Origin of the sequence: Suttonella ornithocola (assembly GCF_001889065.1) — a bacterium.
GTDB classification, from domain to species: Bacteria; Pseudomonadota; Gammaproteobacteria; order Cardiobacteriales; family Cardiobacteriaceae; genus Suttonella_A; species Suttonella_A ornithocola.
In genome coordinates this window covers 1-15,093 of record NZ_LWHB01000037.1, presented here as the reverse complement: position 1 = coordinate 15,093, position 15,093 = coordinate 1, and the positions used below count along the sequence as shown (strand labels likewise).

14 protein-coding genes, 1 tRNA gene and 3 pseudogenes are annotated in these 15,093 nt (G+C 43.1%); 16 read left to right on the top strand and 2 right to left on the bottom strand.

All coding sequences use genetic code 11. The features are described 5' to 3' along the window. Positions 1–167: 167 nt before the first annotated feature. The 4 genes and pseudogenes from A5N85_RS17180 to A5N85_RS03140 all read left to right on the top strand — a co-directional run. Positions 168–284 (top strand): annotated as a pseudogene (locus tag A5N85_RS17180) (IS5/IS1182 family transposase); the annotation flags it as partial. Positions 285–464: 180 nt separating this feature from the next. Beyond that, positions 465–541, top strand: a tRNA-Met gene (locus A5N85_RS03150). Between the two features lie 119 nt (positions 542–660). After that, positions 661–1,281 carry a YcbK family protein gene (locus A5N85_RS03145; RefSeq protein ID WP_072575935.1) on the top strand — a complete coding sequence of 207 codons (621 nt, stop codon included), beginning with the start codon at positions 661–663 and terminating at the stop codon, positions 1,279–1,281. 82 nt (positions 1,282–1,363) lie between these two features. After that, positions 1,364–1,888: a GNAT family N-acetyltransferase gene (locus A5N85_RS03140; RefSeq protein WP_084601587.1), complete on the top strand. Its 525-nt coding sequence runs from the start codon at positions 1,364–1,366 to the stop codon at positions 1,886–1,888. Positions 1,889–1,943: 55 nt separating this feature from the next. On the opposite strand, the gene A5N85_RS16030 is transcribed toward A5N85_RS03140, so the two are convergent. Together A5N85_RS16030 and A5N85_RS16025 are read right to left on the bottom strand one after the other, a co-directional pair. Next, positions 1,944–2,366 (bottom strand): hypothetical protein, encoded by a 423-nt coding sequence (locus A5N85_RS16030; RefSeq protein WP_072575934.1) that lies wholly within the window; start codon positions 2,364–2,366, stop codon positions 1,944–1,946. A 20-nt stretch (positions 2,367–2,386) separates the two neighbouring features. Beyond that, on the bottom strand, positions 2,387–2,752 hold the full coding sequence (locus A5N85_RS16025) for an ArsR/SmtB family transcription factor (protein ID WP_072575933.1): 366 nt from the start codon (positions 2,750–2,752) through the stop codon (positions 2,387–2,389). A gap of 435 nt (positions 2,753–3,187) precedes the next feature. On the opposite strand from A5N85_RS16025, the gene cas1f reads away from it, so the two are divergent. The 12 genes and pseudogenes from cas1f to A5N85_RS03080 form a co-directional block, all read left to right on the top strand. Beyond that, positions 3,188–4,165, top strand: a complete 978-nt coding sequence (gene cas1f, locus A5N85_RS03125; protein ID WP_072575932.1) for a type I-F CRISPR-associated endonuclease Cas1f — start codon at positions 3,188–3,190, stop codon at positions 4,163–4,165. After that, positions 4,162–6,174: a type I-F CRISPR-associated helicase Cas3f gene (gene cas3f / locus A5N85_RS14530; RefSeq protein ID WP_084601585.1), complete on the top strand. Its 2,013-nt coding sequence runs from the start codon at positions 4,162–4,164 to the stop codon at positions 6,172–6,174. Before cas1f ends, cas3f begins: the two co-directional genes overlap by 4 nt. A gap of 69 nt (positions 6,175–6,243) precedes the next feature. Continuing rightward, positions 6,244–6,414, top strand: coding sequence for a hypothetical protein (locus A5N85_RS15580; protein ID WP_169818611.1), 171 nt, complete (start codon positions 6,244–6,246; stop codon positions 6,412–6,414). A 49-nt stretch (positions 6,415–6,463) separates the two neighbouring features. After that, on the top strand, positions 6,464–7,657 hold the full coding sequence (locus tag A5N85_RS14970) for a P-loop NTPase family protein (protein WP_143143163.1): 1,194 nt from the start codon (positions 6,464–6,466) through the stop codon (positions 7,655–7,657). Positions 7,658–7,776: 119 nt separating this feature from the next. Continuing rightward, complete coding sequence (gene cmr1, locus A5N85_RS03115; protein WP_072575931.1) at positions 7,777–8,637, top strand: type III-B CRISPR module RAMP protein Cmr1; 861 nt, start codon at positions 7,777–7,779, stop codon at positions 8,635–8,637. A 15-nt stretch (positions 8,638–8,652) separates the two neighbouring features. Continuing rightward, positions 8,653–9,045, top strand: a complete 393-nt coding sequence (locus tag A5N85_RS03110) for a hypothetical protein (protein WP_072575930.1) — start codon at positions 8,653–8,655, stop codon at positions 9,043–9,045. A 203-nt stretch (positions 9,046–9,248) separates the two neighbouring features. Further along, positions 9,249–11,063: pseudogene (gene cas10, locus A5N85_RS18125) on the top strand (type III-B CRISPR-associated protein Cas10/Cmr2). Beyond that, positions 11,056–12,291: a type III-B CRISPR module-associated Cmr3 family protein gene (locus A5N85_RS03100; protein WP_072575929.1), complete on the top strand. Its 1,236-nt coding sequence runs from the start codon at positions 11,056–11,058 to the stop codon at positions 12,289–12,291. The pseudogene cas10 and the gene A5N85_RS03100 overlap by 8 nt, the downstream one beginning before the upstream one ends. A gap of 24 nt (positions 12,292–12,315) precedes the next feature. Then, complete coding sequence (cmr4, locus tag A5N85_RS03095; protein WP_072575928.1) at positions 12,316–13,182, top strand: type III-B CRISPR module RAMP protein Cmr4; 867 nt, start codon at positions 12,316–12,318, stop codon at positions 13,180–13,182. Positions 13,183–13,191: 9 nt separating this feature from the next. Continuing rightward, positions 13,192–13,551, top strand: coding sequence for a type III-B CRISPR module-associated protein Cmr5 (gene cmr5, locus A5N85_RS03090; RefSeq protein ID WP_072575927.1), 360 nt, complete (start codon positions 13,192–13,194; stop codon positions 13,549–13,551). A 13-nt stretch (positions 13,552–13,564) separates the two neighbouring features. Further along, on the top strand, positions 13,565–14,665 hold the full coding sequence (gene cmr6, locus A5N85_RS03085) for a type III-B CRISPR module RAMP protein Cmr6 (protein WP_072575926.1): 1,101 nt from the start codon (positions 13,565–13,567) through the stop codon (positions 14,663–14,665). Positions 14,666–14,730: 65 nt separating this feature from the next. Continuing rightward, positions 14,731–15,093 (top strand): annotated as a pseudogene (locus tag A5N85_RS03080) (putative CRISPR-associated protein); the annotation flags it as partial.

Below are 15,093 nucleotides of genomic sequence, written 5' to 3'. Positions count from 1 at the left end.
TTTGCTACTAGTAAAAAAATCTAACGCTTATTGATTTTAATTTGTTTTCAAAATTTAAAAAATTGAAATTTTTCTATTTTATGTTTTTTTATAAAAGTCTCACTTTGAAAATAAAATCCTATCTCCAAGCGCTGTATGCATTTTTTTTGGGAGCCTTGCTATATTATAAAAGTGTTGCTGGCAACAGCAGTAAGATTCATTTAGTAGTTGATGTTTATGGTAATCTGGTCGTCATTGAAGTGAGTGCTGGTCAACGGCATGACTCACAAATGGTAATTACTTTAAGAGACCATTCACAATTCTGTGTCAGAATAAATTAAAGACGCATCACTGAGTCTAAACGATTAGGGAAATGAATAGATAACTGCATCATTGTCTGTCCCCAATTCACAATCAGCATCCAATGAAACAAACACAAAATACTTGACAGCAAGTAAACAAATCCGCATAATGCGCGCCTCTATGGCTACGTAGCTCAGTTGGTTAGAGCACATCACTCATAATGATGGGGTCCCCTGTTCGAGTCAGGGCGTAGCCACCACCATCAAATCTGTAAAAATTTTCTAGATTTTTATTGATTATTTTCTTTAGCAAGTTCCTTGCGTCTTACATTAAAATCTATTATAGTTTATGCCGGTTTCTTAGAAGCATGGTGTATTCATGTCCCGTCACTTTTCTCCTCAACATCCTGTCACTATTGAAGAATTTGAACATAGCCACGATTGCCCTTGCTGTACCCGTCATGATCGACGAATTTTTCTAAAAACAGCAATTGTTGCAACAGCAGGTATTTTATTACCTAGTGAATGGGCAAAAGCCGCCTCTCGTCGTGAGCGCATGATTAAAATGTATAACCCACATACTGCAGAAAGCTTACGGACAGTGTATTGGACACCGGATTATGGTTACATCCAGCCTTCTATCGACGAAGTCAGTCGCTTTTTTCGAGATTTTCGTCAACAAAGTATCAAACCAGTCGATATTGATTTACTTAATATTCTTAACTATATCCAAGCAAACGTTGGCATGAATACTACTATTGAGCTCAACAGTGGTTACCGCTCACCAGCAACTAATCGAATGCTCGCTCGCCGCTCGAAGAATGTTGGCAAAAATAGTTATCACATGAAAGCAATGGCAGCAGATATTGCCATTAAAGGCTTTAACTCTCGTCAATTAAAAGCAATTGCAATGCGTTTAAATGCTGGTGGCGTAGGAATTTACAGAGGTTCTAACTTTATCCATGTTGACTCTGGTCCAGTTCGTCAGTGGTATTATTAAAAAGCCTCATATACAAAGTTTTGTCTTGATGATAAGAGCAAGTTTTCTTGCTCTTATTTTTTAGTAAAAACGGATAAAAATAATGAATATTCAAACTTCTCGCTTAACAACAGTTGATGATCCAAGATTTAAGGCTGCATGGGAACTTTATCAAAAAAGCTTTCCAACACATGAGCAACGCTCGCTAAAATCTCAAGAAAAAGCAATGCGTCATGCTGACTGCTATTTTGAAGTAATGGAACAAAATGATTCTTTAATAGGACTGTTAATCCGTTGGGAAACAAAGCACTTTAATTATATTGAACATTTTTGCATTGTGCCTAATCGACGAGGCAAAGGAGAAGGTTCCTATATTCTCTCTACTCTTAAAGATAATTTACCGATTATTCTAGAAATTGATCCGCCGGAAACAGATATTGCCAAACGAAGACTGGCTTTTTATCAACGAGCAGATTTTGTTCAAAATCCCTATATCTATCTTCACCCACCTTATCAAAAAGAAGGAAAAGAATTTCCTTTAGAAATCATGACGCGACCAACCATATTAAGCCAAGCACAATTTGATCAATTTATCGCTTATCATCGTCACGTTGTGATGGCTGATTAAAATACAAATTAAAAAAAATCCCCCTCAAATTTTAGAGGGGGATGAGAAGCTTTATTTAAACCAAGTCTACTGGACCGTGATCATCGCAGTGATCGCCGTGAACATGATGCAAACGACCATTTACCAAATAATCAATATGATCGCCATGTGGAACTGCTGGATGTCCACAGCCTTCACCATGCTGATGATCTTTATCATGGCAGCCCGCTGCATGATGGTCAGCACAACCACATTCACAATCGCTACTACAACTGCATTCACAATGAATACTGCAACCACAAGCCTTTAATTCATCTTTTGTGCAACGATCAGGATTCTTATCGCTAACTTCAATGCAGCACTCATCTACGTGTTCACCATGCGGATGATGCAAATGCCCATCATGTAAATAATCAACATGTTCTCCATGCTGAATAGCAACGTGTCCACAATCTTTACCATGTTGATGGGGATGATTTTCATGAACTTTACAAGACATCTTAGAACTCCTATTAACCATTAAGAACGCAATTCACGGGCATGCAATAAAGCATTGCGAACAATATCGACAATATGCTCATCGCGTAAACGATAATAAATATGCCGAGCATCACGACGTTTTACCACCAATCCAGCATCAAAAAGTTTCTTCAATCGCATAGATACTGTATTGGTTTTCTCTTGCATCGATTCTGCAATCGCAGTAACACATGCCTCTTCAACCTGTGCTAATAAAAGCAGAAGTGCTAACCGAGCGGGATCTGCCATTGCCGTCAATAAAGCCACCGTCGCTTCTATATCTTCATGAGAAACCGAAAGTTTCCCAGTCGGAGAATGCTCATGCTCTTGACAAGCTGTATCGATATTGTTTTCTTCTGTTTCCATATTTCAACACTTGTTGAATTATTGGATTATCATAGTACGCCAATTATGCGAAGTCAAATAAAAGTTTTTATTCCTTTTATTTTTTGGTAATCGTTTGAAAAATATACTGAGTAATTTCTGTAAAAAAATATCAATCCAATGTATTGAAATTTAATATTTTATTACTATTGAAATGATTGAGTCATAGTCCAGCAGATAGTGGTTTGAAAAGTATGTTAAACATACTTTTACAAAAACATTTCTTTTAATATATTGATATTTAAATATTTAATTACTATTAGATTATTTGATAATATTCCAGCATACTTTTCAAACCACTATCTATTCTTTTAATAAACATATAAAAATCTGATAAACACTGCTTGTTATCACGCATCATTTCAACTTAAGATACGTTATGATAGATAATCGCTTATAAGTGTTAGGGAAACGAAAATGGTTAATAACCCTTATCGAAACACACACTTCAACTCTTCATATCTCAAAACCATTCTCCATAGCAAGCGCGCTAATCTTTACTACCTCGAATACTGTCGCGTCATGCAAAAAGACGGTCGAATACTGTATTTGACCGAAGACGATAAAGCCAATCTCTATTTCAACATTCCTATCGCCAATACCACTTGCATTCTACTTGGCAATGGCACATCCATCACCCAAGCAGCGATGCGTGTACTTTCTCAAGCAGGTGTTCTCGTTGGTTTTTGTGGTGGTGGCGGCACCCCGCTTTTTGCAGGCAATGCGGTGGAATGGCTCACGCCCCAAAATGAATACCGCCCCACAGAATACCTACAAGGTTGGTTAAGCTGGTGGTTTGATGAAGACAAACGCTTACAAGCGGCAAAACAACTACAAACCGCGCGCTTAAATTACTTAAAACATATTTGGCAAAAAGATAGAGATTTCGCTGCTTATGGCTTTAACGCATCAGAAATCCTAGAAACCATCGACCATTCAGCGCAAACACTCCCTCAACAAGCAAGCGTCACCCATCTTTTACAACACGAAGCTCGCCTCACCAAAGCCCTCTACCAACACGCAGCAGCACTCACCCATCAAACAGGCTTTACGCGTGACCATGACGGCATCGACAAAGCCAATACCTTTCTCAATCATGGCAATTACCTCGCCTACGGACTCGGCGCCACCGCCACATGGGTATTAGGCATTCCGCACGCATTTGCAGTCATGCACGGAAAAACCCGTCGCGGTGCATTAGTCTTTGATATTGCCGACCTCATCAAAGACACGCTTATTCTGCCGCTTGCCTTTATCAGTGCCGCTGAAAACCTCAGCGAACAACAATTCCGTCAAGAATGCATCAATCACTTTCTCGCCTATCAAGCCTTAGATTACCAATTTGAACAAATTAAAGCCCTAGCGCTGAAAACAGACTGGAGTGATACTCCATGATGGTAACCTTTATCAGCCAATGCGAGAAAAAAGCCCTCAAGCGCACCCGCCGCATCCTCGATAGCTTTGCCAACCGTATTGGTGATAACGTTTGGCAAACTGCAATAACCGAAGAAGGACTGAAGACCGTTGCCAGTTTGCTGCGCAAAACTGCCACCAAATCCACCGCCGTTAGCTGCCATCGAATCAAAAGCCGACAACTTACCGAACTCGTTTGGATAATCGGCAATAAACGCAAATTCAACGAACTAGGCATCGTGCCTGTCAATCACACCAAGAGAAACCTCATGCATCAAGACTGGGAAAACCGCTGGCAAAATCTCACCGCGATGAAGCTCATCGCCATCCTTGCGGCACTCTTACACGACATTGGCAAATCCAGCGTTCTCTTTCAGCGCAAACTTAACGGACAGCGTTACAAAGGAGGCGACCCCTATCGCCATGAATGGGTATCGCTCAAACTCTTTCTATGGCTAATTGACGGCTGCACGAGCGATAACGCCGTATTTGACCGCCTCGCCAATATCAAAGGCTACCTGAAAACCCCGCCCACGCTCACCGAGCCACACTATCGCCAAGCCAATTTGGAACACCTGCCACCGCTGGCACAATGGATTGCATGGCTCATCGTCACCCACCACCGCCTACCACCGCTGCCAATAAAACAAAACGATGATAATACTGGTGACGGCTATGAAGAAGCAGCTACCAGAAAAGAAATGCTGCAAGCAGGCAACAACAAATACCGCACCACCGCCAGCGAATTTTACCGCACACTCAAAGCCATCAACCACTGGGTACACAATCCGAACTCACAAGGCAACCTCGCGCAAAACTGGCAATTTGACGCCCTCGTACTGCACAGTCCAGCCCTACAAAAACAGCTCAAACGCTACGCTGAAAAAGCCAAAGCCGACCCGACCTTACAAGCCCTCAGCCAAAAACACAGCAAAACCGCTGACCAACCGCAAACCCCCATCAGCAACCCATTTCTGCTCAACCTCTCCCGCCTCATCTTAATGACAGGCGACCACAACTACTCCGCACTAAATCAAGACAGCAAAGCGCGTGTAGCAGGCGATAAAAACTGGAACAGCACACTCATCGCCAACACCGTACGCGACGGCAACAATACCCCCAATCAACCTCTTGACGAACACCTACTTGGTGTTGCGAATTACTGCGGACAATTTGCCAAAGCCTTACCTGCCATTCAAACCGCCTTACCTAAGCTCAAAGACCACGACACACTCGCTAAAAATACCGACCATCCCAACTTTCGCTGGCAAAACCAAGCCTTTAAACTCGCCAGACAAGCCAGTGAAAGCAGCGAAACCCACGGCTTTTTCGCCATCAACATGGCATCCACAGGCAGCGGTAAAACCATCGCCAACGCCCGCATTGCCTACGCCCTAGCCAACCCCAAACACGGCGCACGCATCACCATCGCATTAGGCTTACGCACCCTCACCCTGCAAACAGGCAAAAGCCTGCGCCAAGACCTCAAACTCAGCGACAGCGACCTTGCCGTTCTAGTTGGCGGGCACGCCAACAAACAACTTTTCGGGCTCAACCAAGAAGACGATACCCCCAACAATGGCAGCGAATCCGCCGACACCCTACTGGACCAATATGTAGACAGCAACATTGACCCCGCCGACTACGACCAACTCAAACTCGGCATCCTCACCGCTAACAAAAGTGCCCAACAACTCCTCTACAGCCCCATCATCAGCTGCACCATCGACCACCTCATGCAAGCCAGCGAACAACAACGCGGCGGCCGCTACATCATCCCCATCCTACGCCTACTCTCCAGCGACCTCATCCTTGACGAACCCGACGACTTCTCCGATGCCGACCTGCCAGCCCTCAGCCGTTTAGTACACCTTGCAGGACTCTACGGCAGCCGCCTCATCCTCTCCTCCGCCACCTTACAGCCCGACCAAATCCACGGACTATTCACCGCCTACCTAGCAGGACGCAAAATCTATAGTGCGATCAGCTAAAAAACAAAACATCCTATAGCCCTTATCTAGCCATTCTGGCGGTAGATAACGTTCTGTTTTTTAGCTGATTTGACTATACAACACCCAATTCAACCTCCCCACCCCACAAATCCCCTGCCTATGGAGCGACGAACAACACAGCGAAATACACACCTGCACCAACAGCCAACAACTCAACAACGCCCACCAAACCTTTCTGAACAAACGCCAAAGCTACCTGAAACAACAGCCCATCCATAAAATTGGAAAAATCATAGAAATAACAACAAACTACGACCCTAATGATGACATGGCAGAACTTGACGAAGACCTATACCGCCCGCTTGCCAAACAACTACTCACACACGCCATCAACTACCACCACCGCCACCACCTGAACCATCAAGACAAAACCATCAGCGTCGGACTAATCCGCATGGCAAACATCAACCCACTCATGCAAACCGCCCTTGCACTACACCAAGCCGACACCATCCCAACCGACACCCACATCCACCTCGCCGTTTACCACAGCCAACAAATACTACTCTTAAGAAACCAACTAGAAACCCAGCTCGACACCATCCTCAACCGCAAAAACAGACAACAACCCACCGACAACGCCAGCATCCAACACACCATCGCCGCCCACCCAAACGCCACCCACCACCTCTTTATCGTCCTCGCCAGCCCCGTCTGCGAAGTCGGGCGCGACCATGACTACGACTGGGCAATCGTCGAACCCAGCTCCATACGCTCCCTCATCCAACTCGCAGGACGCATCAACCGCCACCGCCCCGATAGGCTACCTGAAAGCCCCAACATCGGCATCTGGCAGCACAACATCCGCGCCCTAAAAGGCAAACACCATTGCCTACAAAACCCTGGCTACGAAAGCGCCACCCACCCACTTACCAACCACGACCTCAAACAACTCATCCCCGCCGAACAACTGGCGCGCATCGACGCCCAGCCACGCATCATCAAACCCAACAACCTCGCCCCACGAGAACGCCTTGCCGACCTTGAACACCAAGCCCTAGCAGAACTCATGAACAACAGCGACATCAACATCATCAACGCCTACTGGCAAGACAACACCTTCAACCGCCAACACACCCATTTAATCCGCCTCAGCCCCTTTCGGCAAAGCGAAACAGAAAACGACTACATCATCCGCCCCGAAAACGGCGACAACATCCCCTACCACCGAGAACAAATTGACGCCAACGGCGGCTTTCACGGCGCGAAAAGCGCAGCAGACCACATCCAGCCCTACACCTTTAACCCCAACCCCAACGCCCCAATTACCCCATGGCTGAACACCAACCTAGCCGAGCAAATCGACAACATCGCCGACAAATTCAGATTAGATAGCAAAACCAATGCTCAGAAGAATATGGATGATATGACGAAACTTTTTTCTGTCATCACCCTACCGAAACGTGACAACAAACCATGGCATTTCCATGAAGCCTTTGGCTGCTGGCAGGACGACGCATAACATAAAAAATCCCTGTAGCAGCACAGGGATTAAATATTTATATTTTTCATCGGGATTATATATTTTTTAGTGATAAGATAATTAGCTAGAAGTAACAATCTTTATCAAAAGGAATAATCATGCGTACACCGCCGAATATTCAGGAATTTGATACAGAAGAGCAACTTCAGCAATTGTTAAATCATCGACTGAATGCCTATACAGAAAAACAGAGCATTTATACCTTTACCTGCACCCTACTGACGCCCATGTATGGTGGCGGAGTAGATGCTTATACGGTAGACCAACAAATGCCGATTCGAGCCAGCGGTATTCGTGGACAGCTACGATTTTGGTGGCGCCTGCTTGCCAAGCAAAAATTAAAATTATCCCCTGAACAAATACGCGAAGCGGAATTTACGCTGTTTGGCGGCGGAGAGCAGATGCGGGCAAGTGCTGTATTTATTAGTACACAATCACGAGCCATTGCTGAAAAAGATTTGACCGACTTTACAAACAAACAATATCCAAAATATGCCTTATTTCCTGCATACAACGACAATGGCAAAAATAAAGATAAAGATAAAGATAAAGATAAAGATAAAGATAAACATCGATTACTTAACCCTAGCTTTGATTTCACTTTAACAATTCGATTTGCCACGACAGTGAATGAGGAACAAAAACAGCAATTTTTTGAAGCCTTGCGCTTATGGGCAAATTTTGGTGGGGTGGGCGCAAGAACACGGCGTGGCTTGGGCAGTGTTAAGGTAAATGCGTGTCAATGTGCAAAAAACGCCCCAAACCATGCGGATGCTGAAAAGGTATGTAAGCCTTTTCAGCCAGATGAAGTTTCGCAATATGGCTGTCAGTTGATTTTGCGTCCAGCTAAGGATGCCATCAGTGCTTGGTCAGTGGCAGTGAAAAAGTTAAGGGATTTTCGCCAAGGTAAGGGAATTGGCCGAAGAAAAGGAACAGATCATGCTGGTCGTAGCTATTAGCCAGAGCCTGATACTTTGCGTCGTTTAAGTCCTAAAGAAGATTACTCTTCCAAGCATAAACCTGAGCATCAAGCAGGAAATCTATTCCCACGGGCGATGTTTGGTTTGCCTATTTTAATTCAGTCAAAAAATGAAAATGCGGTGAATGCTAATATTGAGCCTCACGAGGAGATTGGCGAGCGCATGGCAAGCCCCTTGATTTTGCGTGCTTATTATGATGGTAGTAGGTTTCAATCTTGTGTTTTGGTGTTGCCGTATGAAATTCCCAAATTAAAGCCAATCAAGAGTCAAGAAGTTAAGGCATGGGAGGCAGGCAAGGGCAAAGATATTCCGCCAATGCGGGATAATGGTGCCAATAATCAAGACATTGATCCTATTCAAGCATTTTTACATTTTTTCAAGAAATAATCGTTTAGGGGATGATATGCAGCAATTTATTGTGAAATCTATTAAAAACCAACCCTTCTTATAATAAGAGGATAAAGCAAATTATCAAGGATACTGGAAGTATTGAATATAGTGCAATCAGCTAAAAAACAGAACACCATTTACCGCCAGAAGCACTAAGGTCATGTTTATAAAACGTCCTGTTTTTTAGTTGATTTGACTATATGCTTATTCTAGCCGTGGGTCCAGTGCAGGACTTTATTGCCAGTGCCAGAAATAGTCGTGATTTATGGTGTGGTTCGTGGCTATTGTCTGAAGTAGCAAAAGCCTGTGCGCTTGAGCTTTATAATCATAATGCCCAGTTAATTTTTCCCAGTATCGAACACAAAACATCTCTTGCGCCGAATAGTGAATTGTCTGTAGGCAATAAAGTGCAGGCAATCGTGCAGGCAGAGAATGAAAAAAGCATGCTGGATGTAGTGGCTCAGGTCAAACAAGCAGGTAAAAATTATTTTATTGCTGAGGCAAAGAAAGCTAGAAAGGAGTTAGACGACTGCATTCGTGAGCAGATTTGGCAGGCACAAATCCATACTTATTTGGAGATACAAGCGGTTTGGGTGCAATTTAGCAACTTGAGTTATGCCGAAGTCAATGAGAAAGCGAACCGTCTATTGGCTGCGCGCAAAGCCACGCGTGATTTTCAGCAAACAAGCGCTCAAAGTGCTTGCGATAGCGCTTTCATGCTACCCAAATCTTCATTGGATGGTGCCTATGAAACCGTTCTGGCGGAAAGAATATCCAAAGAAGTTAAACAAAAATTACGACTGGCTGAGTCAGAGCAACTGGATTGCATGGGGGTGGTAAAACGCTTTGGCGGCAAACCAGAACAATTTACGTCAATTAGCCGTATTTGTATTGATGGCTGGTTATCACAGTTAGAGGAAAAACCTAAACAGGCGCTTGTAGATGCTTATGAACCGCTGATTCGTCTTGGCGTCGCTACTCGGGTGAAAGGCAATACCGATAGTAATAAAAACAGTATTTATGCTGATTTTCCTTATGATGGGGAATTATTATATGTGTCACGCCTTGATGCTGAGATAAGATCTGTCAAAAAAAATGTTAAATCAAAAGAAAATCATGCTAAAACAGCTGAATTGATTGAAAAATTAGAAAATCTGCGTAAGGTTTTAAACCACATCTCAAAAGACTATGGCGAACCTTGTCCTTATGGTGTGCTGTTATTGGCAGATGGCGACAATATGGGCAAATTGATTGATAAAGCACAAACCCAAGACAATCATCAAGCCATTACCAAAGCCTTATCCAGCTTTGCCCAAGCTGTGCCTAATATTATGCGTGAAAACTGAGGGCATACCATTTATGCAGGTGGTGATGATGTTCTCGGTTTCGTGCCGTTAAATCATGCTTATGCCTGTGCGGATGCTTTGCAAAAAGCCTTTCAGCAATCCTTAGCGGCAGTAGCAACAAAACTTGGGGCGCAAACGCCGACTCTTTCGGTTGGTTTAGCCATTGTGCATCTGATGACCCCACTGGCGAATATTCGCCAATTAGCCCAAACAGCAGAAAGTATTGCCAAAGGTGATGGTGAATCTGACGATCAACGCCGTAATGCTTTGGGGATTACCTTAAGCCTTCGCTCAGGCATCACTCGCAGTATTCGATTACGTTGGGATGATGATGGTGCTCAGCAGGCATTAGTGAATTGGATAAACGCATTCTCTCAAAAAACCTTGCCAAGCCGTATCGCCTATGACATGCAGGAAATTGTTATCCGAACCCATTTTCCAACTGATGATGCACAATTGCAAAATATTCGCCAAGCAGAGCTTGGCCGTATGTTAAAGCAAGCTAAAACAATGGATGGGCAGGATATTCAGAAAGAGTTACAAATTGCTTTAACTAATCGCTTAGATCAACTTGGTGATATGCAAAAGTTAGCCGATGAATTGATTATCGCTCGTTGGCTGGCTGCCAAAACCAGCACTGATATTTTGATGGAGAACCGTCATGACTAAGTCAAACAAACAGACACAATGGCAAACCTATCTGATTACTCCAAAAGCGCCGTTAGTTTTCCGTACCGCACGACCTTTTGGCGCCAGCAGCAGTAAAACTGATATTACTTTTCCTCTACCTTCTAGCGCCGCTGGCTTGATGCGTACGCAGCTCATTGAAAATCATGTTTTCAAGCTGACTGATATTCATGGCTCTCAAAAACAATTAAATCTCAGTGATACGGATAAACAGCAGATTGAAGCAATCGCCGTAAAGGGAGTTTTTCTCGTCAAAAAAGCCAATAATAAGATAACTTTTTTAGTTCCCAAACCAGACAATGCTATCTATATGGATATTGGGCAACAAAGCACATATAGATACATTAACATTATCCGCTGCTTACCCAAGCCTTATGACGCAGGTTGTTTTTCGGATTTGCCTGATAAATTGCTGCCTGTGATGACAGTGGAAGAGCAAAAAGGCAAACCTGTTGCAGGTGCCGAATTTTGGATATGGGAAGATTTTTGTGCTTGGCAAAAAGGTCAAGCACTTGAGTTTGAGGATGTTAATCAACGTGGCGTCAAGACACTTCGTTATGAAACACGCCTACACGCAGGCATTAATGATGAAACGCTCGCGGCAGATGATGGACTGCTATTTACCACAATTGGTTTTGATTTTAGCCGCAGCTTGGCTACTCATCAGCAAGAAGCACAGGATAACGGTGATTTGGCGCTGGTATGCAGTATGGCTGGAAATGATGCCAGTAAGATTTCAGACGGCTTAGTGAGATTCGGTGGCGAAGGTCGCTTATCATGGTTACAAAAAACAGCGCAGATTTTGCCAGATTGTGATGATGACTTACCTCAGCAAATTGCCAAAAAAGGCGGATTCTGTTTAACCTTACTAACCCCAGCACTATTTAGCACAGGCGTTTTACCAGGATTTATTGATAAAAAAACGATGGAAGGCTATCTACCAAATACATCGATTAAGGTGCGTCTTGTGGCAATGTGTAATAAACGCTGGCAAGCGGTTTCTGGTTGGGATTTACAAAGCCACAAACCTAAAGCCATGCGTAAAGCTGTACCCGCTGGTGCGATGTATTGGTTTAGCTTACTTGAGCAAGGCGATAAATTTAATGAAGAGATGAAGCAATTATGGCTATCACCCATCAGCGATACTCTTCAAGACCAAAGAGATGGATTTGGTGTGGCAGTGCTGCATCCCTGGCAAAACATTATTTAAGACAAAAAATCTTAGGAAATAGTTATGAATACCTATTCTTTTCACTTACAAGCATTATCAGCATTACATATTGGTACCGGTCAAGGAGTTGGTGCAGTGGATTTGCCGATTATGCGCGCTCGTGCCAGTAACTTACCGATTGTACCTGGCTCATCATTAAAAGGCGTATTGCGTGATACCTTAACGATTGATGATAAGGCATCAGTGGCATTATTTGGTGCTAAAAACGATAAAAACAATGATAATGCCTCATTCGCTTCTGCCATTGCCATAGGCGATGCTCATTTATTATTGTTGCCCATTCGCTCATTTGTTGGCACGGTGGCGTTTGCCACCTGTCCATTTATCTTACAACGCTATCAAGAAGATTTAGCGATTGATTTAACCGTGCCATCCTGCCAGCAGCAAGCATTAGTCACTGAACAAACCAAACTGCTATTTGAAAATAAAATTGCTTTAGAAGACTTGGATATTGATGCCAAAACTGACCCTATTGCCCAGCAGTGGGCGGAAAAAATTGCGAGCACTGTTTATCCCGACAAGCCAGAATGGCAACAAGCATTACTTAGCAGAATGGTGATTTTGCCTGATGATGTCATGAGTTTTTTGGCGGATACGGCGACAGAAATTCGCACCCGCACACGCATTGATGAAAAAACTCGTACGGTTAAAGATGGCGCTTTATGGACCGAAGAAAACCTACCCAGCGAAACGATATTATGGGGCTTACTTGGTGTCGGTATCAGTCGTTCCCAAGCGTATGCTGACAAAAGCGCAGATGAAATGGCAGCCTTACTACCCAAAACAGAAATTTTTCTGCAACTGGGGGGTAAACATACCATAGGACGTGGATTATGCCGCTTATTATTAGGCAATAAAATTAGCCGCTAGGAGATAACAATGCTCACCATTCGTACCCAGCAATACGCTACCCGTGCTTATGATTTGGTTAAACAGCAGAAAGACAAAAGCATTGAAGCAGAATACCGTACTTTAGCTTTAAATTTACCACCTATGATTATGCAATCAGGCTTAATTCAAACACTTGGTTTTTTACAAGCGAAAGGCAAAGAGCAGCATCGTTTATTACTTGAGCATTTGATATTGACCATGAAACAGCATGATGATGTTGATGGTTTTTATCAAGCCGTTTTAGCATCAGATATTGCCAGCTATCAGCTCTTAACCAGACAGGCGATTGAAGCTGCCAGCTGGCTTAAACGCTATACCCAAGCCTTTTTAGCAGATAAAACAGAATAGTGAGGAAAAAACCATGCCATTGGTACGACATGCAATTGAGCCATTTGTGCAAAATGCCTATGAGACATCATCTGCACATGCAGGGTTGATGGTGCAGCGCGGACTTATCGTTTGGGAAGAAGGCAAGAAATCTAAGAAAAAACGTCATCTTGATAGTATTTGTGCCATCAAACCAGATGATTTATATCTACTCGCTTTTCAGCGCTGGCAGGAGGCTACCTTAAGCGAACATCACTCCACATGGTGCGCGAAAATCGAAGGTAAGCTAATGATGGGCTTGGAATTGGGTGGGGCTTTGGAGACAGGTATGATCACGCAACATAGCTATGGTATGCCAATGATTCCAGGCTCTAGCATCAAAGGTGTGGTGCGTCATTATGCCGACCGTATTGGTCTGGATAAAAAGATAACGACTATTTTATTTGGCAATGATGAAAATATTGAGGGTATAGAGGCAGGTGCAGGTTGTTTAATTTGGCACGATGCTTGGTGGATACCCAATAAAACCCAATCTCCTTTTGTGCGAGACGTCGTGAGTGTCCATCATCAAAAATATTATAGTGGTGACAAAAAACTGGCCACCGACACCGAAAATCCAATTCCTAACGACCAATTAGCGGTGAGCGGTAGCTTTTATTTTGTGATTGAAGGTGAGCCCAAATGGGCAAATTTTGCCAAAGAATTACTTAAACAAGCCTTACAAACACAAGGTATTGGCGGCAAAACAGCGGCAGGTTATGGTTTTTTTGCAGAAGATAAAGAGGTAGAAGCTAAATTAGCATCAGAAAAAGAAAGGAAATTACGTCAGCAAAGCATGGCGGGATTATCAACATTCCAGATTGAAATTGAAGATTTCAAAAAAGAATTAGACAGCAATCGTAAAAGCTGGGTTGATAATCCTAGTGATGGTAAATTTAGCGGTTATTATAATAAAGTGATGCAATGGCAAGATGCCAGTGCCGATGACTATCGTTATGCTTATGAGCAATTATTTGATCATGATAACTATGGCACAAAATGGAAAGGAACCAAACTCAGCAAAGCAAAAGGCAAAAAAGGTAAGGTGGGCTGGATAGAAAAAATGCTGGCGATAAAAGCAAAGTTTGAAAAATAACGGTAATTTAGTTGATATCAGCAAGCAACTTGCACAACACATTAAAGGTATAATCGGAGGAACTTATGGCACGTCTTATCCTGACGACTTGTGGTACAAGTCTATTAACCAATAGCATAAATGATAATCAGCTTAGTGACATATTATCAATATATGCTAATACCAAAGAAAATGAAATTAGTAGTGATGATTTGCAAAAATTACAAAAACATATTGAGCAACGCAAGCAAAAGATACTAAGTGGGCTACCTAAGACAGACATTAAAAAGATGAGTGCAGAGCTAAATAGTCTGCTAACCTGGCAAAACAGCAACCCAAAATTGGATCATATTCCTGATATACACATTTTATTGGCAACTGATACATTCTTAAGTAATGCTACTGCAAATATCATAAAAGCATTTTTAGAAAATCAAAAAGAGACGGTA